The following is a 20,684-nucleotide window of genomic DNA, read 5'->3' as shown; positions in this document are numbered from 1 at the left end:
CCGCCCTGTCAAGGGCGCTCCTTCGTCGCGTCGCTTCGCGATGGCCTTCGGCCACCCTTGACAGACCGACCCGCCCCGGAAAGACAAGGACCGGCGGGAAGCCCCCAAAAGAACGGTCCACTGGTTCACGAGCAGGGCCAGGGGGCATCAGGGACCGGCCCCTTGGTTCCCGCAGCCATGCCCCCGCCCGGGCCCGTATGAGAAGTGACCCGGGGTCGGTGGGGGCGCACCAAATCGCTACGCGCTCCTCACGTCTCAGCGTCCGGCGGCCGTCCGGGGCTGGGCTGTCCCCAGAGGGGGCAGCCACGGGGCTGCCCCCTCTGGGGCCCTCGTCCCGGGAGGGCTCAGCGCTTGAGCGTGAAGGTGAAGTCGCCGGAGAGCTTGCCGCTCAGCCGGACGGCCGAAACGAGATTCCCCTCCGCGATCAGTCTCTCGACCTCGGTCCGTGAAAGGCCGCAGCCTTCGGCGATCAGTCGCACCGGCCGGACAGGGATCCGCGCCTCGAAGCGGACCGAGATGTCGATCACCTCGCGGTCCAGGTGATCCGATCCGCCGGTGTCGAGGCGCCAGGCGTTGTCCCAGTCGAGGGCGATGCGATTGCGCCGCCGCAGGACCGGATCCTGGAGCAGTTCAGCTGCCAGGCCGGGGTCGTTGTCATGCATCCGGTCCAGCAGTTCAGGTCGTACGGAGCGCACATTCATCCGCTCCAGGACCGTGAGCTTCGCCGTGTCCCCGCAACCGGTACAGAGCACGAGGAGCCAGGCGTCGAGGAGCTTGTGGTGGGCGTTGACACGAAATTTGCCGTTGGCACGGAAGCGCTCGGACGCGCAGGCGTGGCAACGGCGGAGAACGGTCGGCAGGCAGGTGGGCGTGACCACCCAGTCGTTGAGCACAGAAGTACACCGGTTCCAGTGAGAAGTCCGCAGCAAAAAGCAGCGCGGCGCACATGCGCGACGCGCGACACATCAGCTCTCGGGGGGGTCTCACAGGGTGTACAACGGCATGTCCTTGCCTAGACGACGTGGTTCGGCAGCACGGTAAGGGCGTCCAGCGGCGCTGTTCCACTGGTTTTCCGCACCGCAGTCCCTGGCGGATTGCCTTTTGGCCTTGGACTGCTGCCGTCCGCTCGAGGCAAGGGCTACGGCACCGGCGTGGTCAGCGGGTCAGGAGCGGTGCCATGAAGTCGCGGGCGAACTCGGCGACGGGGCGTGGTTCGTGCCCGGTCAGCTGGCGCACGGAGTCGGTGGTGTCGGCATTGGCGCCTTCCCGGAGCATCTGGAAGATGCCTACCACCCCCTCGGCGAGCCACGGCGGCATGCCCGCCCCGAGCATGCCGGCCAGGGCTGCCTCGTCGGGTACGGCGACATACTCCACCGTCCGTCCGAGGGCGGTGGAGAGCTGGTGGGCGACCTCGGTGAAGGTGATGGCCTCGGGGCCGGTGATCAGATGGGTCTCTCCGTCACTGCTCTGCCCGGAGAGCACCGCGACCGCGCAGGCGGCCACGTCACGGGGGTCGATCATGGCGACGCTGACGTCGTCCGCGGGCAGGAAGATCCGCCCGGCCTGCCCGATCGTCGGCAGTGAACCGAAGAGGTTCGACATCAGGAAGCTGGACCGGAGGATCACGAAAGGGATCCCCGCCGAGCGCAGGCGGTGCTCCATGCGGCCGTGCTGATCCGCGAACGTCTTCTCGGCTCCGGCCTCGGCTCCGACCGTGGACAGCAGGACGATTTGCCGGACACCGGCCGTGGCTGCGGCCTCGATCGCGTGTGCCGCGTTCTCGACCTGCCGCGGGTCGTTGGCGCAGATCAGGAAGGCCTGCTCGGCGCCCGCGAAGGCGGCACGGAGCGATTCGGGATCGGTGAAGTCCCCTTGCGCAAGGTCGGCGCCGGGGCCGAGTACGGCAGTGGCTCCTTCCGGGTTGCGGGTGAGTGCGCGGTGCGGGATGCCCCGTCGGCGCAATTCGCTCACAACGTGTCGTCCGACGTTCCCGGTCGCGCCAGTCACCACTACGGTCGTCATCTCGTCGCGTCCTCACACCGATTCGGGCATTCCACCCACGTTGTGCGGCACGACCGTCCGAGCCCCTCAGGACACGCGCAGGTTCACTCGTCAGGACGCCCAGACGGACTGGCCCATCACATCAGCCGTGTAGCGCTCCGTGGCGGCCTGTTCCCAGCCCCGGACGGCCGCCGGACGCCGAGACGTGAGAAGCGCGTAGCGATCTGGCGCGCACCCGCCGACCCCGGATGCCTCGCTACTGGCCCGGGCGAGGGCACGGCCACGGGAACCAAGGATCCGGTCCCTGATGCCCCCTGACCCTGCTCATGAACCAGTGGACCGTTCTTTTGGGGGCTTCCCGCCGGTCCTTGTCTTTCCGGGGCGGGTCGGTCTGTCAAGGGTGGCCGAAGGCCATCGCGAAGCGACGCGACGACGAAGGAGGAGCGCCCTTGACAGGGCGGCCCGACCCGGAGAGACAGTGGGACTGGCGGGAAACCCCCAAACCCTCCCTGATGAGCAGTGTGCGGAATCAGGCCCCCCGAAGCCCCCGGCCAACCAGCCCCCAAACCACTCCGCCCTCCCCGTACCCTCCCCTTCATGATCAACTCCATGACACACATCCGCGTCGCCCGTCCCTCCCTCGATCTGGCGGCAGCCGAGCGGTTCTACGTCGACGGGCTCGGGCTCGACGTCCTGTGGCGCAGCTCCGGCGAACGGGCGCCCGGCGAGCACGATCTGCTGATGGTCGGGCCCGGCGGGGGCGGTTGGCACTTCGAGCTGACGCATGACGCCGGAGCCCCGGTCGTACCCTCCCCCACCGTCGACGACCTCTTCGTCGTCTACCTGGGCGAAGCCCCCGACGAAGCCCTCGTCCAGCGGCTCGTCGAGCACGGCGGGACCCGGGTCGCCGCCCACAATCCGTACTGGGACGAGTGGGGTGTCACCGTCACCGACCCCGACGGCTACCGCCTCGTGCTGTGCTCCCGCACCTGGGGCTGAGCCGGCAAGGGCGTCAGGAACGTCCTGACGGTCCGGACCATCCGGACCGCCCGGACCGTCACGGACCGTCAGGACCCCGCAGCCCAGAACTGCGCCAGCGCCGCCTCCTTGTAGGGCTGCGGGCTCACGCTCAGGTCGCCCGCGAAGGGGCGGTCCAGGGCGACGACCAGCAGCAGGCTGAAGCCGATCAGTGCCGCGACCGCCGATACGAACAGCAGCTGCATCTTCAGGCTCCGCAGCCCGAACAGGAACGTGAGCGGGAGGATCACCAACGCGCCGCCGTACACGAGCACCTGCAGCAGGATCGGCAGTGAGGTCTCGGCCATCGAGACGCGGGCGCGGCGCTGCGCGGCGACGTCGTTGAGGTGGGTGACCGCCTCGGCGTAGAAGGTCTCGGCACGGGTGCCGGTCGGCTCGTACGCCTGGAGGGCCCGGTACAGGGCCTGGGTCTGCGGCGCGGTCGCCTCGTAACTCGGCTGGCCCTGGCGCATCAGCGGCCACTGCACCTCGACGACGGCGTGCGCGTACGCGCCCACCGCCTGCTGCACGCGCGCGCGGTCCGCCGGCGGGAAGGTGTCGGCGCTGCGCACGACCAGGGCCAGGTCGGTGGCCTCGGTGGCGACGATGTTCTGGGTGGTCTCGAGCTGCGTCCAGAGGGTGACGACGACGAAGGCCAGGATGATGCCGTAGATCGCGCCGAACATGCCGAGCGCGACCCCGACCATCTCGTTGTGCTCGCCCTTCGCTAGGTGCGGGAAGCGGCGGCGGGCGGCCAGGCTGCCGGCCACGGCGAGGCCGGTGAGGCCTCCGACGAGGAGGACGGCGATGACGAACGTGCTGACGTGGTTGAGCAACCAGAGGATCATGTGCTGCTCAACGAGCGCCCTACCCCGAAAGCCCTGCCTCCCGGGCGTCGATGAGCTCGTCCCAGTGTTCGCGCGTCCACGCGCAGGCCGCGTCCAGCGGCCCCAGGAGGCCGCGGCCGAGGGGGGTGAGGGCGTACTCGACCCGGCGCACGGGGCCCTCGTACTCCTCCCGCACGACGAAACCGTCGCGTTCCAGTCCGCGCAGCGACTGCGTCAGGGACTTGGAAGTGATGCCGCGCAGCGGCACCTTGAGCTCCGAGAACCGTCGCGGGCCGCCCTCCAGGCAGCGCAGGATCAGCGTCGCCCACTTGTCGCCGATCCTGAACGGGACCAGCGGCGACGGGCAGACGGGGTCGAACATCTCCGGGTCCAGTGGGACCGGTTGCGGCTCGCTCATGATCCACACGGTAGGCCGGTATCCGATCGGTAACCAGGCCTCCTCCTACGCTCGCCCGCATGACGAAGCACAGCGAGCAGGACGAGACGACCGCGAAGAAGCTCATCGTGTTCGGGGCCCGCGGCCGGGTCGGCCGGGCCGTCGCCGCCGAGGCGCGGGCGCGCGGGTACGCGGTCACGGAAGCCGGGCGGGCCGACGCGGACGTGACCTCGGCGGCGGACGTGGCGCGGCTGGCGGCCGGGCACGACGCGGCGGTGGTCGCGGTGTACGACGCCCAGGCGGTCCCCGGCGTGTTCTTCCCGGCGGCGGCCGGGGCGGTGGCGGCGGGCCTCGCGGAGGCCGGGGTCGCGCGGCTGGTGTCGGTCGGGCTGGCGTCCGTACTGCCGACGGAGTCGGGTGCGGCGCTGATGGACACGCCGGGGTATCCGCAGGAGTGGCGGGAGTTCTACGCCGGCCACGGTGCCGGGACCGACGCGCTGCGGGCGGCGGCGCCGACGGGGCTGGACTGGGCCGTGCTGAGCCCTGCGGGGGACTTCGCCGAGGCGCCGGCGCCGGCGGCGGCGTCGGCCGGGGCTCCGGGCGGCTACGTCCTCCCCGCCCCCGCCGATGCCGCCAGCCGGATCACCCACGCGGCCTTCGCCATGGCCGTGGTGGACGAGGCGGTCACGGCCCCGACCCTGCACGCGGTGCACGCGGGGGTGGGTCCGGCGTGACGACCCCCGAACCAGTCGCCGACAGCCCCGACCCCTGGGTCGCCGACCACATCCGCCGCTTCGAGGAGACCGCCGGGCAGCCGCGGCCGGGGATCTCGGACCTCCTGCTGACCACACGGGGCCGCCGCTCGGGGGCGCTGCGCCGCACGGCGCTGGTGTACGTGCGGGACCCGGGCGGGGAGGCGTACGTGCTGACGGCCTCCAACGCCGGTGCGGACCGCCACCCGGCCTGGTACCTGAACGTGGCCGCCGACCCCGCCGTCACCCTCCAGGTCGGCGCCGGGACCTTCGCGGCGACCGCCCGCCGGGCCACCCCGGCCGAGGCGGAGCGCCTGTGGCCGGTGGTGGTGGCCGCGATGCCCTCGTACGCGGGCTACCGGGAGGCGACGGACCGCGAGATCCCGCTCGTCCTGGTCACCCGTACCGGCTGAGGGGAACGAGGGAACGAGGGAACCGGGGGGGACCAGGGGGCACCGGGAGGTCAGTCGATCTTCGGGGCGTCGGGGAGGCCCGACAGGGCAGTGCCGGCGCCCGACAGGGAGGAGTTGGTGGCCTCGGTGGCGGATCCGGCGGCCGCGGCGGTCACGCCCAGCGCGGTCTTGGTGTCCTGGACGGTCTGGCCGGGGTGGTCGACGATGTCGATGACGCGCCCGGCGAGCGGGGGCGCCTGGGGGGTCGGCGCGTCGGCGTGGGCGGCGACGGGGGTGAGTGCGAGGGCGGCCCCGCCGGAGAGGACCAGGGCGGAAAGGGTGCGCTTCATGGCATTCATGCCCCGCCCAACGACCCCGCCGCTCCCCGGGTCACCGCTCGTCCCGGCCGTTCGGCGGATCGGATGAGTCGGACGGGTCGGATGACTCGGCCCCCGCTTCGCCCGGCCGCGCCGCCGCCTCGCCCCGCACCACGCGCCGCGGCCCCGGATCGGGGGGATCGATCCGGGGCCGCGGGATGACTCAGCGGGAGGCGGGGCGGGAGGGAAGGGGGACGGTCAGTCCTCGACCACGAGGGCCGGGGTGGACTTCGTCAGGACCTCGCCGCGGAAGAAGGCCGGGCTGCGGCGCTGGGTGATCACCATGATGACCACGCCCAGGAGGAGCAGGCCCACTCCGATGATGAAGACGCTGCCCACGCCGAAGAGCGAGGAGCCGGAGCCGTAGGCCGGGTCCCACATGTCGTACATCGTCTGGAAGAAGACCGCGGCGAGCATGAGGCCGCCGATGCCCGGCAGGACGCCCTTCACGAAGAGGTTGCGCACCGAGGAGCGCAGTTCCCCGCGGAAGAACCAGACGCAGGCGAAGGCCGTGATCGAGTAGTAGAAGCAGATCATGAGGCCGAGGGCGTAGATCGTGTCGATCAGGACGTTCTCGCTGATCAGCGTCATCACCGCGTAGAAGAGGCCGGTGGCGACGCCCGCCATGACGGTGGCGCGGCCCGGGGTCTTGAAGCGGGGGTGGACCTTGGCCAAGGAGGTCGGCAGGGCTTCGTAGGTGCTCATCGACAGGACCGTGCGGGCCACCGGGATGAAGGTGGTCTGCAGGCTCGCGGCGGCGGAGGCCAGGACCGCGACGAAGAGCAGGACCCCGAGACCGGACCCCATGATCGGCTCGGCGAGGGTGGCGAAGACGTTGTCCGCGGTCTCCTCGTTGCCGAGACCGTTGCCCTCGGTGCCGACACCGGCGTACATCTGGGCGGCGATGGCGACGACCAGGTACGAGGCGACGATGACGACCATGGCGAGCATCGCGGCGCGGCCGGGCGTCTTGGCGCTGCCGATGCTCTCCTCGTTGACCGACAGACAGGCGTCCCAGCCCCAGTAGATGAAGATCGAAAGGGAGAGGCCGGCCGTGAAGGCGGCGAGCGAGTCGACGGCGAAGGGGTTCATCCAGGACCAGGAGAAGGCGAGCGAGCCCGCGACCTCGTCTGACTTGGTGATGGCCATGTAGGCGAACATCGCCAGCACCGTGAGCTGAAGGCCGACCAGGACGTACTGGACCCACTTGGTGGCGGTGATGCCGCGGTAGCTGATCGCCGTGGCGATCGCGATGAAGACCAGGGTGGTGAGGATGTGGACGAACTTGTTGTCGTCCAGCGCGGCAAGGTCCGCGCTGCCGCTCAGTTCACCCACGAGGAGATAGAAGAAGTTGGTGGCCACTCCGGCGAGATTGGAGAGCACGACGACCGTGGCGACCAGCAGGCCCCAGCCGCACATCCAGCCGACGCGGGGGCCGAAGGCCTTGACCGACCAGGTGAAGGAGGTGCCGCAGTCCGGGACTGCCTTGTTCAGGGCGCGGTAGGCGAAGGCCACCAGCAGCATGGGAATGAATCCGGCCAGGAAGATGGCCGGCATCTGGACGCCGACCTCGCTGACCGTGGGACCGAGCGTGGCCGTCAGGCAGTAGACGGGGGCGACCGTCGATACGCCGATGACGGCGTTGCCTATGAGCCCGACGGAATTGCCGCCGAGTCCCTTGCCGCGTACGCCCTCGGCGACGCCGCTTACCGTGTCTCCGACCTGAGGCCGGGCTTCCAGCTGAGTCATGGGTCAGGACGTTAGATGCTGCGTTTTCCACATACGGAGGGCGTTAGTCCGGGCCTGAAGAGCCCTCGGACGCCTTTGAATTCCGAGATCGAGTCCGTTCACGATCACGAAATACAAGGTTCACTCGGCTGTGCATCCGTGATTCACCAGGCATCAGGCCCGGCCTTTCGCCATACGGAAACCGCAGCCGTGTCCGTTTTGGGCGTTTCTAAACTTTCCCTCGTGACTTTGTGGTGACCACCGGTAACCCACCTCGGCCGCCCCCGAACAGGTGCGCCGTCCGCCAGACTGACCCCATGCCCACGGCCGACGAACTCCTCAGCGCTGACACCGTCGGCGACCTGGCCCGGCGGCTCGCCCGCGCGGCCGGCCGCCGGACCTCGCCCGCCCTGCTCGCCCGCGCCGGCGCGCTCGGCGGCCTCGGATACAGCGCCCGCGTCGCCGCCGTCCGCGACGCCGTGCTCGCCGACCTCCCCGGCGACTGGGCCGCCTTCGAGGCCGTCGTACGCACCGCCCTCGCCGACCCCGGCTTCGAGGGCTGGATGACCTTCCCCGTCAACGAGGCCGTTGCCGTCCGCGGGTTGGAGGTGTTCGAGCCCGGTCTCGCGCTGCTGCACGACCTCACCCCCCGGCTGACCGCCGAATCCGCCGTACGGCCCTTCCTGCGCGCCGACCCGGCCCGCGCCCTGGCCGTCATGCGGGGCTGGACCGCCGACCCCGACCCGCACGTACGGCGCCTCGCCAGCGAGGGGACCCGGCCGCGGCTGCCGTGGGCTCCGCAGCTGCCCGCCTTCGTCGCCGACCCGCGCCCGGTGCTGCCGGTGCTCGACGCGCTGTACCGCGACGAGTCTCCGTACGTACGCCGGTCCGTCTCCAACCACCTCAACGACATCAGCCGGGACCACCCCGGGCCGGCGGTGGAGACCGCCGCCCGCTGGCTCGCCGAGGGCAGGAACACGGGCACGGGCCCGGACACGACGGATCGCGTCGTACGGCACGGCCTGCGCACCCTGATCAAGGCCGGCCGGCCCGAGGCACTGACCCTGCTCGGGCACTCCCCCGACGCGCCGGTCACGGTGACGGGGCCGGTGGTCGCCGCCCCGCGGATCGCCGTGGGCGAGTACCTCGTCTTCGACTACGCGGTCACCAACACCGGCGCCCTCCCGGCCGGGCTGGTGGTGGACTACGTCATCCACCACACGAAGGCGAACGGCGGCCGCACCCCGAAGGTCTTCAAGCTCACCACCCGCACACTGGCCGCCGGCGAAACCCTCACCGGCACCAAGCGCCACTCCTTCAAGCCGATCACCACCCGCCGCTACCACTCCGGCGAGCACCTGGTGCAGCTGCAGGTCAACGGACGGGTGCGGGGCGAGGCCGGATTTTCATTGGACGCGCCCTGACCCGGCCTGGCAGGCTCCGCCCATGACCTACGGAATCGAGTCCCACCCCGCCCGGTGAGCGTCCGCGACGAGCGCATGGCGCTCACTCCCGGAACCTCCCTGTACGACTACGCCCTGTTCCTGCGGGGCATCGCCCCAGACGGCCCGGTCCCGCGCCGGGGCCACCCCGTGCCCGGCCAACCGCCGGAGCCCAGCAGCAGCGATCTCACCTGGGACCAGGCCGGGGACGCAGTCGCCGCCGCCCTCACCCCGCTGCTGGCCGACCCGGATCCCGTCCGGGCGGCCGAAGCCGTCCACGTCGCCGCCGATGCGCTACGGATGCGGAACGCAAACCTCCGCTCGCACGTCGGGCGGCTGCCGCTGGCGGACGAGGCCGCCGCCCGGCGGACCGCCCGGCGGCTGGCCCGTACCGGCACCAGCACGGCCGCCGTCGGTGTCGGCCTCGCGCTGCTGATCCGTCTCGGCGAACCCGAGGACGTGCCCTGCCTCAAGGCCCTCGGCCTCCTGCGCGGCTTCGGCCGGGCGGCGGCCGCCGCACTCGACCCGCTCGACCGGCAGGCCGCGGCGCTGCTCCTGCTCGCCCAGTGCAGCCGATCCGCGGACATGCTCGAGCTGACCGGTGCACTCGCCACCGGCGACTCCGAAGCCGCGCGGGCCGCTCTGGTCGCGCTGCCACCCGATTCGGAGCTGCTCTGGCTCGCCCGGCGGATCGCCGAGGCCGCGGATCTCGAAGGGCTGCTGCGCGCTCATCCGGAGGACGGCGAGGTGCTCGACCGGGCCGGCCGGCTGCTGCACCGGATGGCGAGCCAGCACGACCACCGGGCCGCGATCCTCGACTACCGGCCGGCCGTGGCCGTGTACGAAGCCCTGGTCGGACACGCGGACCGGCTGGCCCCGACCCTGGACCACCGCGCGCTGCTGCTGTCGGTCGCCTTCGACCTGCACAGCGGCCCCTGCGTCCTGCTGGACTGGCGGCCCGGGCAGCGCGAGGCGCTGCTCGACGTGCTGGGGCGGCTGCTGGAGGGCCCCGTCCCGGACGGCGGGCCCGATGGCCGGCTCCGGGCCGCGTGGATCCGGCGGACCGGGCGGCAGCCGTTCGTCCGCGCCGCGGCCGGGCAGCGGTTCCGGATCGAGGTGGTCGTCGGCGATCCCGCCGACTCCCCCGCCGTCGAGACCCGGATCCTGGTCGACGGGCGCCCCCTGGTGCCCGCGCTGTTCGGGAAGGGCCCCGCCAACGCCCCCGAGTACCTGCTCGACACCGGCGAGCTGCGGGCCGGGGCCGAGCCGCGGGAGGTGCAGCTGGCGGGGGCGTACTGCACCGAGGCCTGCTGCGGGGCGCTGTACGTGACCATCCGCCGTGAGGGCGCCGAGGTGGTGTGGGGCGAGTGGCGCGGGGCGGTCGGGCCGACACCGCCCGAGTACCGCTTCGACGCGGCCGCCTACGACGCCGAGGTCGGGCGCGCCGAGCGGGACCGCTCCTGGTGCCCGCCCGCCCGGAACGACGACGGCCGTCCGCCCGGGGTCCAGGCCGCCGCCGCGCTGGAGCGGCTCGAGACCGCCGACCCGAAGACCCTCGCGGAGGGCCGCTAACCGAAAAAGGGGGGTGGGGTTCCCACCCCCCTTTCTCGACTACGTCGTCCAGACGATCGACTGGATCTCGCTGTAGGCGTGGAGCGCGTACGAGCCGACGTCGCGCCCCACGCCCGACCGCTTGAAGCCGCCGAACGGCGCCTCCATGTTCCGGCCGATGGTGTTCACGCCCACCCCGCCCGAGCGCAGCCGGCGGGCCACCCCGAAGGCACGCGCCGCGTTCCCCGACCAGACGTAGCTGATCAGCCCGAAGTCGGAGTCGTTGGCCAGGGCCACGGCCTCCTCCTCGGTGTCGAAGGGGACGACCACGACGACGGGGCCGAAGATCTCCTCGCGGACCACCCGCATGTCGTTGGTGCAGTCCACCAGCAGGGTCGGGGCCACGTAGAACCCCTTGCCGTCCGTGCGGACCGCCGGGCGGTCGCCGCCCACCGCGATCCGGGCGCCCTCCTTCTTCCCCAGCTCGATGTACGACTCCACCCGGTCGCGGTGGGCCGCCGAGATGACCGGGCCGACCACCGTGCCCTGCGCCGCCGGTTCGCCGACCTTCATGAAGGCCAGGTAGCCGGTCAGTTTCTCCACCAGCGCGTCGTGGACGGACCGGTGCACGATCACCCGGGTCGGGGCGGTGCAGATCTGGCCGGAGTAGAAGGAGAAGGTGGTGCCGATGCCCATCATCGCCGCGTCCAGGTCGGCGTCCTCGAAGACGATCGCCGCGCCCTTGCCGCCCAGCTCCATCAGCTGCCGCTTCATGGACCGCCCGCACACCTCGGCGATGCGCTGCCCGACCGCCGTGGAGCCGGTGAAGGACACCATGTCCACGTCCGGGGAGTCCACGGCCGCTTCGCCGACCGCCACGGACTGCCCGTTGACGACGTTCACCACACCGGCCGGAACGCCCGCCTCCGCGAGTGCCTCCGCCATCTTGAACACCGACAGCGGGTCCTGCGGGGCGGGTTTGACCACCACCGTGTTGCCCATGGCCAGGGCCGGGGCGACCTTGCCGGCCGGGTTCGCCCACGGGTTGTTGTACGAGGTGATGCAGGTGACCACGCCGACCGGCTGGCGCACCTCCAGCGCACCGAGGATGCCCGCCTTCCCCATCGGGCCGGCCTCCGTCACCTGCGGGGGGAGGCCCTTCTCCACGGGTTCGAGGGCTCCGCGCGCGTAGCGCCGGAACCGGGCCACGCCCACCCCCACCTGCATGCCGCGGGCGATGCCGGTCGGCGCGCCGGTTTCGGCCTGGGCGAGTGCGGTCCACGGCTCGTACGCGCGCTGGATGATGTCGGCGGCCCGGTCCAGGATCGCGGCCCGCTCCTCCGGCCTCGTACGGGACCACGCGCCGAAGGCCTCGGCCGCGGCGCGCGCCGCCTCGGCGACCTGCGCGGGTGACGCCTCGGGAGCGAGCCCGACGACCGACTCGTCCGCCGGATTGACCACCTCGTAGTGGCCGCCCTGCGGCTCCACCCACTCGCCGCCGATGTACAGCTTCTGTGCCTCGGTCACCGCGTGCTCACCGTCCTCGTGTCCCGGCCGGACCGGAGCACGATGCCCGGGATCGCGCCCGTCACTTCGTCGTCGCGGATGGTCTCCACGCCGTTGACCCGTACCGAGACGATCCCGACGGCCCGCGCGTCCAGCCGCGGGCTGTCCCCGGGCAGGTCGTGGACCAGCGTCGCCGGGCCGGCCTCGATGCGCTCCGGGTCGAAGAGCACCAGGTCCGCGTGGAAGCCCTCGGCGATCCGGCCGCGCTCGCGCAGCCCGAACAGCCGGGCCGGGTCGTCGGTGAGCATCCGTACCGCCTGCTCCAGCGGGACCAGCTTGCGGCCGCGCAGGCAGTCGCCGAGGAAGCGGGTCGTGTACGGGGCCCCGCACATGCGGTCCAGGTGCGCGCCCGCGTCGGAGCCGCCCAGCATGACGTCCTCGTGCTGCCAGGTCTCGGCGCGCAGGGCCCAGCTCGCCGGGTCGTTGTCGGTGGGCATCGGCCAGAGCACCGTACGCAGGTCGTCGTTGGCGCAGATCTCCACCAGGCAGTGGAAGGCGTCCTGACCGCGCTCGGCCGCGATGTCGTCGACGACGCGGCCGGAGAGGCCTTCGTTCTCCTTGCTGTACGTGTCGCCGATGACGTAGCGGCCGAAGTGGGCGAGGCGGCGGAAGACCCCGGCCTCCTTGGAGTCGGCCCGCTTCAGCATCTCGGCGCGCACGGCCGGGTCGCGCAGCTTCTCGATCCGCTCGGGGACGGGCAGGCCGAGGATCTCGCCCCAGCCGGGGATGAGGTTGAGCGCGCAGAAGGTGCCCAGCGACATGTTCATGGGGGTGAGGATCGGCATCGTCAGCGCGACGATCCGGCCGCCGGCCTCGCGGGCGCGCGCGCTCGGGATCAGCTGGCGCGGGACCCGCTCCGGGACGGAGGCGTCGATGGTGAGGACGTTCCAGTTCAGGGGCCGGCCGGCCGCGGCGCTCATCTCGACGAAGAGGTCGATCTCGGCGTCGGAGAACTGGTCGAGGCAGCCCGCGACGATGGCTTCGAGCTGGGTGCCCTCGTGTTCGGCGACCGCCTTGGAGAGGGCGAGGAGTTCGGCGGGCCTGGCGTGCCGGGAGGCGACGGGGGCGCCGGAGCCGTCGGAGTGGGTGGAGGACTGCGTGGTGGACAGGCCCCAGGCGCCGGCGTTCATGGCGTCGTGGAAGAGGTCGAGCATCTGCTGCATCTGCTCGGGGGTGGGCTGTCCGCCGACGGCGTCCTCGCCCATGACGTGGCGGCGCAGGGCGCAGTGGCCCACCATGAAGCCGGCGTTGACGGCGATCCGGCCCTCGAGGGCGTCTAGGTACTCGCCGAAGCTGGACCAGGTCCAGTCGACGCCTTGCTCCAGGGCCTTGAGGGCCATGCCCTCGACCTTGCTCATCATGCGGCGGGTGTAGTCGGCGTCTTCGGGGCGGTCCGGGTGGAGCGGGGCCAGCGTGAAGCCGCAGTTGCCGCCGGCGACGGTGGTGACGCCGTGGTTCATGGAGGGGGTGGCGTACGGGTCCCAGAACAGCTGGGCGTCGTAGTGCGTGTGGGGGTCGATGAAGCCGGGGGTCAGGACGAGGCCGGTGGCGTCCTCGGTGGTCCGCGCGTCTTCTCCTACCGTGCCGGGATCTGCGATGGCGACGATGCGGCCGTCGCGCAGGCCGACGTCTGCGACGCGGGCGGGGGCGCCGGTGCCGTCCACGACGGTCGCGCCCTTGATCAGGTGGTCGAGCATGACGTCCCTTCTGCGGTGCGTTGGGCTACGCGGTCGCGCGTGCGGCGCCGCTGCTGGGGCTCCGCCCCAGACCCCGCGCCTCAAACGCCGGCGGGGCTGGATGTGGCTGATGCCTGCCGCAGCCTGCACAACCCAGCCCCGCCGGCGTTTGAGGCGCGGGGGTTCGGGGGCGGAGCCCCCGCAGTGGCGCCGCGCCTGTGGGCCCCGGCCGGAGGCCGCTCCGGCCGGGGCCGGTGAGGGACGGCGGTCCGGGAAGACGCCGTCCCCGTTCAGCCCGACCGGGTCAGACGGCCTCGCGGAACCGCGTCGTGCGGTGGACCGGGTCGGTGTCGATCTCCGGGATGACGTGTTCGCCGATGAGCTTGATGGTGGTCATCGTGTCCTCGTACGACACCCCGGTCGGCAGGCCGAAGGACAGCTGGTCCGCGCCGGCCTGCTCCCAGCGCTTGCACTGCTGGAGGACCTCCGACGGGTCGCCGCAGATCAGCAGCTCCTCGGCGATCAGCAGCTCGATGATCTCCGCGTTGTACTCCGGCAGCAGCTCGGGCCACTGCGGAATGGCCTCGGGCCGCGGGAAGGTGTCGTGGTAGCGGAAGACCAGCGACTGGAAGCGGTTCATGTTGGCGTTGACCGCGATCTCGACGGCCTTGTCGTGGGTCTCGGCGCAGATCGCGGTCGAGGTGACCATGACGTTGTCGTTGACGAAGGCCCCGATGGCCTTGGCCTCCTGGATGGCCGTCTTGTACTGGTCGAGGACCCACTCCATGTCGGAGACCTTCTGCACGCTGAAGCCCAGCACGCCCAGGCCCTTCTTCGCCGCCATCGCGTACGAGGAGGGGGAGCCGGCGGCGTACCACATGGCCGGGTGGGCCTTGCCGTACGGCTTGGGGAAGACCTTCCGCGGCGGCAGCGACCAGTGCTTGCCCTGGAACCCCTCGTACTCCTCCTGGAGGAACATCTTGGGGAACTCCGCGATGGTCTCCTCCCAGATCTCCTTCGTGCCGTTCATGTCCTCGATGCCGGGCAGGAAGCCGAGGATCTCGTGGCTTCCGGCGCCGCGGCCGGTGCCGAACTCGAAGCGGCCCTTGGAGAGGTGGTCGAGCATGGCGACCTTCTCGGCCACCTTGACCGGGTGGTTCACCGGGGCGAGCGGGTTGAAGATGCCGGAGCCGAGGTGGATCCGCTCGGTGGCGTGGGCGAGGTACCCGAGGAACACCTCGTTCGCCGACAGGTGCGAGTACTCCTCCAGGAAGTGGTGCTCGGAGGCCCAGGCGTACTTGAAGCCCGCCTTGTCCGCCTGGATGACGTACTCGGTCTCCTCGATCAGCGCCTTGTGCTCCGCCTCGGGGTCGACCTTGGACCGTGACTCGGCCACGTATCCCTGCACGAAGAGCCCGAATTCCAAGGGGGTTCACCGTCCTTTTGTTTCTGACGTTGCGTCAGATTTGATGTCACGACTGTTCCACCGCCGGGGCGGGAGCGTCAATACCTGACGCTCCATCAGATACGCCTAGAGGATGCTCACACCCGCCATCCAGCCGCCGTCGATGACGAACGGCTGGCCGGTGATGTACGAGGAGTCCTGGCTGGTCAGGAAGAGGGCCAGCTGCGCGATCTCCTCCGGCTGCCCGACCCGCCCCATCGGCACGACCCGCTTGTACAGCTCCGCCATCGCCTCGCGCGCCTCGTCCGTCATCCCCGCCGGATCCAGTAGCCCGGGGTTGGCCATCGGGGTGTCCACGGCCCCCGGGCACATCGCGTTGACCCGGATCCCCTTGCCGGCGAGCTCCAGCGCGGCCACCCGGGTCAGCCCGAGGATGGCCGCCTTGGTGGCGGCGTACGTGCCGACGTACGCCATGCCCGTCAGGCCCGTGTACGAGGAGGTGTTGACGATCGTGCCGCCGCCCGCCGCCTCGATCTCGGGGGCGACCGACTTGATGCCGAGGAAGGCGCCCACCTGGTTGACCTGGACCACCTGCTGGAACTCCTCCAGCGGGGTCGCGGTCAGCTCGTTGAAGCGCAGGATGCCCGCGTTGTTGACCAGGCCGTCGACCGGGCCGAAGGCCTCCTTCGCGGCGGCTATCGCGCCCGCCCAGTCCTCTTCCCGGCTCACGTCGAGCCGTACGTAGCGGGCCCGGTCCTCGCCGATCTCCTTGGCCACGGCGGCGCCCTGCTCGTCCAGTACGTCGCCGAGGAGCACCCTGGCGCCCTCGGCGGCGAAGAGGCGGGCCTCCTGCTCGCCCTGCCCCCGTGCGGCGCCGGTGATGATGACGACGCGCCCGTCCAGCTTTCCCATGGTCACGACTCCCGGTCGTTGAGGTGCGGCGCGACATCGGCGCCGAAAGCGGTGATCTGGTCGACGAGTTCGGCCCGGTCGCGGCTGCGGAAGCGGACCTGGATCTGGTCCACGCCGAGCGCCTTGTACTCCCGCAGGGACTCGGCGAGCACCTCGGCCTTGCCCGTGAGGGTCCGGCGGCCGGTGTCCCAGCCGGGCTCGCCGACGTACAGCGCCTCGGTGATCGCGCCGAACTCGACGGGGCCGGCGACCCCCGCCCCGTCGCGCAGCTCCTTGATACGGGCGATCTGCGCCGGGAGCCTCTCGCGCGGGTCGCCCTGCGGGAGCCAGCCGTCCCCGCGCAGCGCGGCCCGGCGGAGGGCGGCGGGCGAGGAGCCGCCGACCCAGACGGGGATCCGCTCCTGGGCGGGGCGGGGCAGCTGGCCGAGGTCCTTGAAGGAGAACAGCGCGCCCTCGAACTCCGGGTACTCCTCGGGGCCGAGTGCGGCCCGCAGCGCGTCGAGGGTCTCGTCGAGGACGGCCCCGCGGCGGGCGAAGTCCACCCCGAGGACCTCGAACTCCTCCTGGACGTGCCCGGCGCCGACGCCGAGGATCAGCCGGCCGCCGGAGAGGTGGTCGAGGGTGGCGTACTGCTTGGCGCTGATCAGCGGGTGGCGCAGGCCGAGGATGGCGACGTGGCTGAGCAGGCGCACGTGCTCGGTGATGCCGGCGAGGAAGGACAGGGTGGCCACCGGGTCGTACCAGATGGTGCTCATGGGGCCGGCGAGCCGTCGCGGGATGGCCACGTGGTCGCAGGTGGCCAGGTACCCGAAGCCGGCCCGGTCGGCGGCCCGCGCCACCTCGGCGAGATCGGCGGCGGTGGCCGTCGCCTCCCAGGGCTCGGCGTAGATGGTGCTCTGCGACTGGACCGGGAGCTGCATCCCGTAGACCAGCCGACCTTGCGGAAACACGCGCGCCATGCCGGGCCCGCCTCGCCTTCGTCTGCCGATTCGTCATATCGGTGCCGGGCCATCGTCGTAGCTGACGGTCCGTCAGGCAAGGGGCGCGGCGCGGATCCCGCCCGGGGCGACAGTTGTGGGTACGGGTGCGTACCCGTACCCTTGGGTCATGGAGAGGAGCACGCCGATGGCCGACGCCAATATCCGTATCCCCGAGGAAGCCAAAGACAGACTCGCCGCCATAGCCGCTGCCGAGGGCTTGTCGCTGCGCGCCTACCTGGCCCGTCTCGCCGAGACGCTGCTCACTCCGGCCGAGCGCGCCGAACGCGCCGAACGCGCCCGCGTCGCACTGTACGACTGGAACGGTTACGCACCGACGGCCGCCGAGCAGGGAGATCTGGACCGCGAGCTGGACCGCCGCCTGGCCGAGGCGAGGGGCCTGTGACGGAGATGCACATCGTGCTGGATGAGACGGCGATGCTGGCCGCGGGCCAGGGGAACGTCCTCGCCTCCCGCCTCATCCACCGCGCGCACGCCGAGGCCGACTGGTTTCTGTACGCCCCCTCGTGCGCGCTGGTCGAGGCCGACCGGGCGCGGCCGGGTACGGCGGAGCACCTCGCCTCACTGCCCGGCATCACCATCCTCGACCTGGACCTGCCCGCCGCCCTGGCTGTCGCACGCCAGGAGACCTGGGCCGCTGCCCACAGCCAGTACGCAGCCCAGCCCACGCCCGACCGCCCGGACGGAGCGGTCGTCGCCACCACGTTCCCCAAGCGGTGGGACGGCGAGCCGGTCCGGATCCTGGACCTCAATCCGTGACCGCGCCCGGTCCGGCCGACCCGGCGGCTGTCGAGGCGAAGCGGGCCATCCTGCGCCGCGAGACGGCAGACGCCGTCAGAAGCCCTCGGGGCCCATCACGATGACCGGCTTCGCTGCCGGGTCGAGGGTTTCCAGGACCTTCTTCATCGCCTGCTTCGGGATGCCGACGCAGCCCTGCGAGGGGCCGTCGTGGTCCACGTGGAGCCAGATGTTGCCGCCCTTGCGCTCGCCCTCCGGCTTGACCGGGTCGAGCGGCGACTTCCCCGGCCTGCGGTTGAAGTCGATGGCGACGACGTAGTCGAACGAGCCCGACAGGGACTCGCCGTTCACTCCGCGCCCCGTGGCGACGAAGGAGCGGTCCTTGTCGTACGGGAGCCGGGTGCCGGGCGGCGCCGGCAGCAGCCCTCCCGCATCCGTGAGCGCGAAGACGCCCATGGGGGAGGTCAGGTCCCCGTACGTGCGCTCCGTGGACCAGCCCTTCGCCCCGTTGCGGGCCGGCCAGCTCTCGCCCCGCACCCAGTCGGCGCCGGCCTCGGGACGGGTGTAGAGCGCGGCGGTGGACTCCGAGGAGTCCCCGGCCTTGCCGGTGACCAGGACGAGCTGGCGCGACTCGGCCGGGATCTTCGCGAGGGTCTGCGCGCTGATGCCGGTCAGCCCCTGGAGCGGGGCCCGGGGAGCGTCCTTCGGAGCGTCCTTGGGTGCGTCCCGGCGGGCGTCGCGCGCCGCGCGGTCCGCGGCCGGGGGACGGGAGTCGGCGCTCGCCTGCGACGAGGTGCCGACGGCCTTGTCGTCGAGGGCGTACACCCAGCCCGCCGCGAAGGTCAGCAGGCCGAAGGTGGCCGCGAGGGCCACGCGACGGGACGTGGGCGAGGACGTACGAGGACGTCCCGCACGGGGCGTACGCGACGTACGGAGCGTGCGGGAGCGGGCTCGGCGGTGCTTGCTCATTGAACCGACCGTACATCAGCCGCCCTTCGCTCCGGCTGAACGCTGCCCTGCCGCCGGAAGGTCTGCCTCCGGGAAGCGGACCGAGACGGTCAGCCCGCCGTCCGGCGCCGGGTTGGCCCGCGCCGCCAGTTCCGCCCCGTGCGCCCGCGCGATCGAGGCGGCGATCGAGAGCCCCAGACCGACGCCCTCACCTGCGGTGTGCTGCCGTTCCGCGCGCCGCCGGAACGGCTCCAGGAGCCGCGGCACATCGGCCGGATCGATCACCGGGCCGGTGTTCGACACCGTCAGTTCCCCCTCGGTGGAGGTGGCCAGGCCGAGCCGGCCGCCCGCGCGGTTGTGACGTACGGCATTGGCCAGCAGGTTGCGGACGAGGTGTCCGAGCAGGATCCGGTCGCCCGTCACGGTCAGCGGGGCCAGGGTCCGTTCGACCGCGAGGTCCTGCTGCGGGCAGGCCGCCAGCTCGGCGGCGGCCAGCGCCGCGAGGTCCACCCGCCCGGTGGACTCCAGCCCCTCCTGCGACACCGCGAGCAGCAGCAGCGACTCGATGAGGTGCTCGCTGGAGTCGGCGACGCCGATGAGCCGCTCGCGGATCCGGGCGACCCGCTCCGGCGAGGGGTCCCCGGCCAGCCCGATCTCGGCCGCCGCGCGCTGCACGGCGAGCGGGGTGCGCAGCTCGTGCGCCGCGTTCGCCGCGAACCGCCGTTGCGCGGAGACCAGATGCTCCATCCGCCCCAGCATCGCGTCGAAGGTGTCGGCGAGCTCCTTGAGTTCGCCGGGCGGGGCGTCGAGGGCGATCCGCTCGTCCAGGTTCTCGCCGGACAGCCGCCGCGCGGTCCCGGTGATCACGGCGACGGGTCGCAGTACCCGGCCGGCCATCCACCAGGCCAGCCAGATCGACAGGACGGCGAAGGCGGCGAGTGCGATGAGGGAGACGGTCAGCAGGCGGTGCTGGGCGGCCTCCGTGACGGCGTTCGTCAGGTTGCGGGTGACGGCGTACGACGCCGGCTCCTCCGTGGTGGGCGACTCGCCCGGTGCCGTGGTCCGGGCGGGCTCCGGGCGGCGGCCCACGTCCGCCTTGTCCCCCTCCTGCAGGCGGAACGCGGGGCTCACCGTACTGACGGCCCCGCTGACGCTCGCGTACAGCCCCTGCCCGACCAGCACGTACACCAGCGCCACCAGCCCGCCGCCCGCCAGGAGCAGCAGCGCCCCGTACAGGGTGGTGAGGCGCCCGCGCTCGGTGCGCAGGGCGGTCAGGACCCCCCTCACGGAGCGATCCGGTAGCCCGCGCCCGGCACGGTCTCGATGAGCGGCGGCTCCCCCAGCTTGGCGCGGAGCTTGCTGAGCGTGACCCGGACGGCGTTGGTGGAGTAGCTGGTGTCCTCCTCCCAGACCTCCTCGATGAGGTCGTCGTTGCCGACCACCGCGCCCTCGGCGCGCAGCAGCGCCTCCAGGACGGCGAACTCCTTCCGCGACAGGGCCAGTCGGCGTCCGTCGCGGGTGGCGTCGCGGCGGGCGGTGTCGACGGCCACCCCGGCGCGCTCGAGTACGGGCGGCAGGGCGGGGCGGGCGCGCCGGCCCAGGGCGAGGACGCGGGCGAGGAGCTCGTCGTAGGCGAAGGGCTTGGTGAGGTAGTCGTCGGCGCCCAGGCCCAGGCCCTCGACGCGGTCCCGGACGGTCCCGGACGCGGTCAGCATCAGGACGCGGGTCAGCAGCCGCTCGCGCACCACCTGGCGGCAGACCTCGTCGCCGTGCAGGCCGGGCAGGTCGCGGTCCAGGACGAGGACGTCGTACGCGCCCAGGCGCAGGCGCTCCAGGGCCTCGAGGCCGTCGCCGGCCTCGTCGACGGCCAGCGCGTCGCGGCGCAGCCCCTCGGCGATCATCTCCCGGAGGAATTCCTCGTCCTCCACCACCAGTACGCGCATGCCGTCCTCTCTAC

Annotated in this window: 21 protein-coding genes; 7 read left to right on the top strand and 14 right to left on the bottom strand. The window is 72.1% G+C overall.

Annotated elements, in window-relative coordinates; translation table 11 throughout:
• Positions 1–344: 344 nt before the first annotated feature.
• Positions 345–893: a DUF1062 domain-containing protein gene (locus ACIPUC_RS35370; RefSeq protein ID WP_446594484.1), complete on the bottom strand. Its 549-nt coding sequence runs from the start codon at positions 891–893 to the stop codon at positions 345–347.
• A 262-nt stretch (positions 894–1,155) separates the two neighbouring features.
• Positions 1,156–2,022, bottom strand: a complete 867-nt coding sequence (locus ACIPUC_RS35365; RefSeq protein WP_446594483.1) for an SDR family oxidoreductase — start codon at positions 2,020–2,022, stop codon at positions 1,156–1,158.
• A 588-nt stretch (positions 2,023–2,610) separates the two neighbouring features.
• Between ACIPUC_RS35365 and ACIPUC_RS35360 the strand changes: the two genes are divergently transcribed.
• The gene (locus ACIPUC_RS35360) at positions 2,611–3,000 is read left to right on the top strand and encodes a VOC family protein (RefSeq protein WP_446594482.1); all 390 of its coding nucleotides are present in this window, start codon (positions 2,611–2,613) and stop codon (positions 2,998–3,000) included.
• Positions 3,001–3,068: 68 nt separating this feature from the next.
• Here the strand turns inward: ACIPUC_RS35360 and ACIPUC_RS35355 are convergent, their stop codons facing one another.
• On the bottom strand, positions 3,069–3,866 hold the full coding sequence (locus ACIPUC_RS35355) for a bestrophin-like domain (protein ID WP_446594481.1): 798 nt from the start codon (positions 3,864–3,866) through the stop codon (positions 3,069–3,071).
• 19 nt (positions 3,867–3,885) lie between these two features.
• Positions 3,886–4,263, bottom strand: a complete 378-nt coding sequence (locus ACIPUC_RS35350; protein ID WP_446594480.1) for a winged helix-turn-helix transcriptional regulator — start codon at positions 4,261–4,263, stop codon at positions 3,886–3,888.
• A gap of 59 nt (positions 4,264–4,322) precedes the next feature.
• Here ACIPUC_RS35350 and ACIPUC_RS35345 point away from each other — a divergent pair, with 59 nt between their 5' ends.
• A complete protein-coding gene (locus ACIPUC_RS35345) occupies positions 4,323–4,976 on the top strand; it encodes an NAD(P)H-binding protein (RefSeq protein WP_446594479.1) in 654 nt (217 codons plus the stop codon).
• Positions 4,973–5,407: a nitroreductase/quinone reductase family protein gene (locus ACIPUC_RS35340; RefSeq protein ID WP_446594478.1), complete on the top strand. Its 435-nt coding sequence runs from the start codon at positions 4,973–4,975 to the stop codon at positions 5,405–5,407. The genes ACIPUC_RS35345 and ACIPUC_RS35340 overlap by 4 nt, the downstream gene beginning before the upstream one ends.
• A 50-nt stretch (positions 5,408–5,457) precedes the next feature.
• On the opposite strand, the gene ACIPUC_RS35335 is transcribed toward ACIPUC_RS35340, so the two are convergent.
• Both ACIPUC_RS35335 and ACIPUC_RS35330 read right to left on the bottom strand, forming a co-directional pair.
• A complete protein-coding gene (locus ACIPUC_RS35335) occupies positions 5,458–5,736 on the bottom strand; it encodes a hypothetical protein (RefSeq protein WP_446594477.1) in 279 nt (92 codons plus the stop codon).
• 225 nt (positions 5,737–5,961) lie between these two features.
• Positions 5,962–7,512 (bottom strand): APC family permease, encoded by a 1,551-nt coding sequence (locus tag ACIPUC_RS35330; RefSeq protein ID WP_446594476.1) that lies wholly within the window; start codon positions 7,510–7,512, stop codon positions 5,962–5,964.
• A gap of 296 nt (positions 7,513–7,808) precedes the next feature.
• Here ACIPUC_RS35330 and ACIPUC_RS35325 point away from each other — a divergent pair, with 296 nt between their 5' ends.
• Positions 7,809–8,915 carry a DNA alkylation repair protein gene (locus tag ACIPUC_RS35325; RefSeq protein WP_446594475.1) on the top strand — a complete coding sequence of 369 codons (1,107 nt, stop codon included), beginning with the start codon at positions 7,809–7,811 and terminating at the stop codon, positions 8,913–8,915.
• 54 nt (positions 8,916–8,969) lie between these two features.
• Complete coding sequence (locus ACIPUC_RS35320; RefSeq protein WP_446594474.1) at positions 8,970–10,505, top strand: hypothetical protein; 1,536 nt, start codon at positions 8,970–8,972, stop codon at positions 10,503–10,505.
• A 39-nt stretch (positions 10,506–10,544) separates the two neighbouring features.
• Here the strand turns inward: ACIPUC_RS35320 and ACIPUC_RS35315 are convergent, their stop codons facing one another.
• The 5 genes from ACIPUC_RS35315 to ACIPUC_RS35295 form a co-directional block, all read right to left on the bottom strand.
• A complete protein-coding gene (locus tag ACIPUC_RS35315; protein ID WP_446594473.1) occupies positions 10,545–12,011 on the bottom strand; it encodes an aldehyde dehydrogenase family protein in 1,467 nt (488 codons plus the stop codon).
• The gene (locus ACIPUC_RS35310) at positions 12,008–13,747 is read right to left on the bottom strand and encodes an N-acyl-D-amino-acid deacylase family protein (RefSeq protein ID WP_446594472.1); all 1,740 of its coding nucleotides are present in this window, start codon (positions 13,745–13,747) and stop codon (positions 12,008–12,010) included. The genes ACIPUC_RS35315 and ACIPUC_RS35310 overlap by 4 nt, the downstream gene beginning before the upstream one ends.
• A 283-nt stretch (positions 13,748–14,030) precedes the next feature.
• Positions 14,031–15,152, bottom strand: a complete 1,122-nt coding sequence (locus tag ACIPUC_RS35305; RefSeq protein ID WP_446594471.1) for an LLM class flavin-dependent oxidoreductase — start codon at positions 15,150–15,152, stop codon at positions 14,031–14,033.
• A 105-nt stretch (positions 15,153–15,257) separates the two neighbouring features.
• Positions 15,258–16,043, bottom strand: a complete 786-nt coding sequence (locus tag ACIPUC_RS35300; protein ID WP_446594470.1) for an SDR family NAD(P)-dependent oxidoreductase — start codon at positions 16,041–16,043, stop codon at positions 15,258–15,260.
• Between the two features lie 2 nt (positions 16,044–16,045).
• Positions 16,046–17,002: an LLM class F420-dependent oxidoreductase gene (locus ACIPUC_RS35295; protein ID WP_446594469.1), complete on the bottom strand. Its 957-nt coding sequence runs from the start codon at positions 17,000–17,002 to the stop codon at positions 16,046–16,048.
• A gap of 166 nt (positions 17,003–17,168) precedes the next feature.
• Here ACIPUC_RS35295 and ACIPUC_RS35290 point away from each other — a divergent pair, with 166 nt between their 5' ends.
• Positions 17,169–17,426 carry a hypothetical protein gene (locus ACIPUC_RS35290; protein WP_446594468.1) on the top strand — a complete coding sequence of 86 codons (258 nt, stop codon included), beginning with the start codon at positions 17,169–17,171 and terminating at the stop codon, positions 17,424–17,426.
• A 5-nt stretch (positions 17,427–17,431) separates the two neighbouring features.
• On the top strand, positions 17,432–17,800 hold the full coding sequence (locus ACIPUC_RS35285; RefSeq protein ID WP_446594490.1) for a hypothetical protein: 369 nt from the start codon (positions 17,432–17,434) through the stop codon (positions 17,798–17,800).
• A 75-nt stretch (positions 17,801–17,875) separates the two neighbouring features.
• On the opposite strand, the gene ACIPUC_RS35280 is transcribed toward ACIPUC_RS35285, so the two are convergent.
• From ACIPUC_RS35280 to ACIPUC_RS35270, 3 genes are read right to left on the bottom strand one after another with little or no spacing between them, the layout of a single operon-like run.
• Positions 17,876–18,748, bottom strand: a complete 873-nt coding sequence (locus ACIPUC_RS35280; RefSeq protein WP_446594467.1) for a L,D-transpeptidase family protein — start codon at positions 18,746–18,748, stop codon at positions 17,876–17,878.
• A 15-nt stretch (positions 18,749–18,763) separates the two neighbouring features.
• On the bottom strand, positions 18,764–20,014 hold the full coding sequence (locus ACIPUC_RS35275; protein WP_446594466.1) for a sensor histidine kinase: 1,251 nt from the start codon (positions 20,012–20,014) through the stop codon (positions 18,764–18,766).
• The gene (locus ACIPUC_RS35270; RefSeq protein ID WP_446594465.1) at positions 20,011–20,670 is read right to left on the bottom strand and encodes a response regulator transcription factor; all 660 of its coding nucleotides are present in this window, start codon (positions 20,668–20,670) and stop codon (positions 20,011–20,013) included. The genes ACIPUC_RS35275 and ACIPUC_RS35270 overlap by 4 nt, the downstream gene beginning before the upstream one ends.
• Positions 20,671–20,684 lie beyond the last annotated feature (14 nt).

The sequence above is a fragment of the Streptomyces sp. LARHCF249 genome (genome assembly GCF_052871255.1).
Note: the sequence above shows the minus strand (reverse complement) of the source record. Positions and strands in the feature narration are given on the sequence as shown.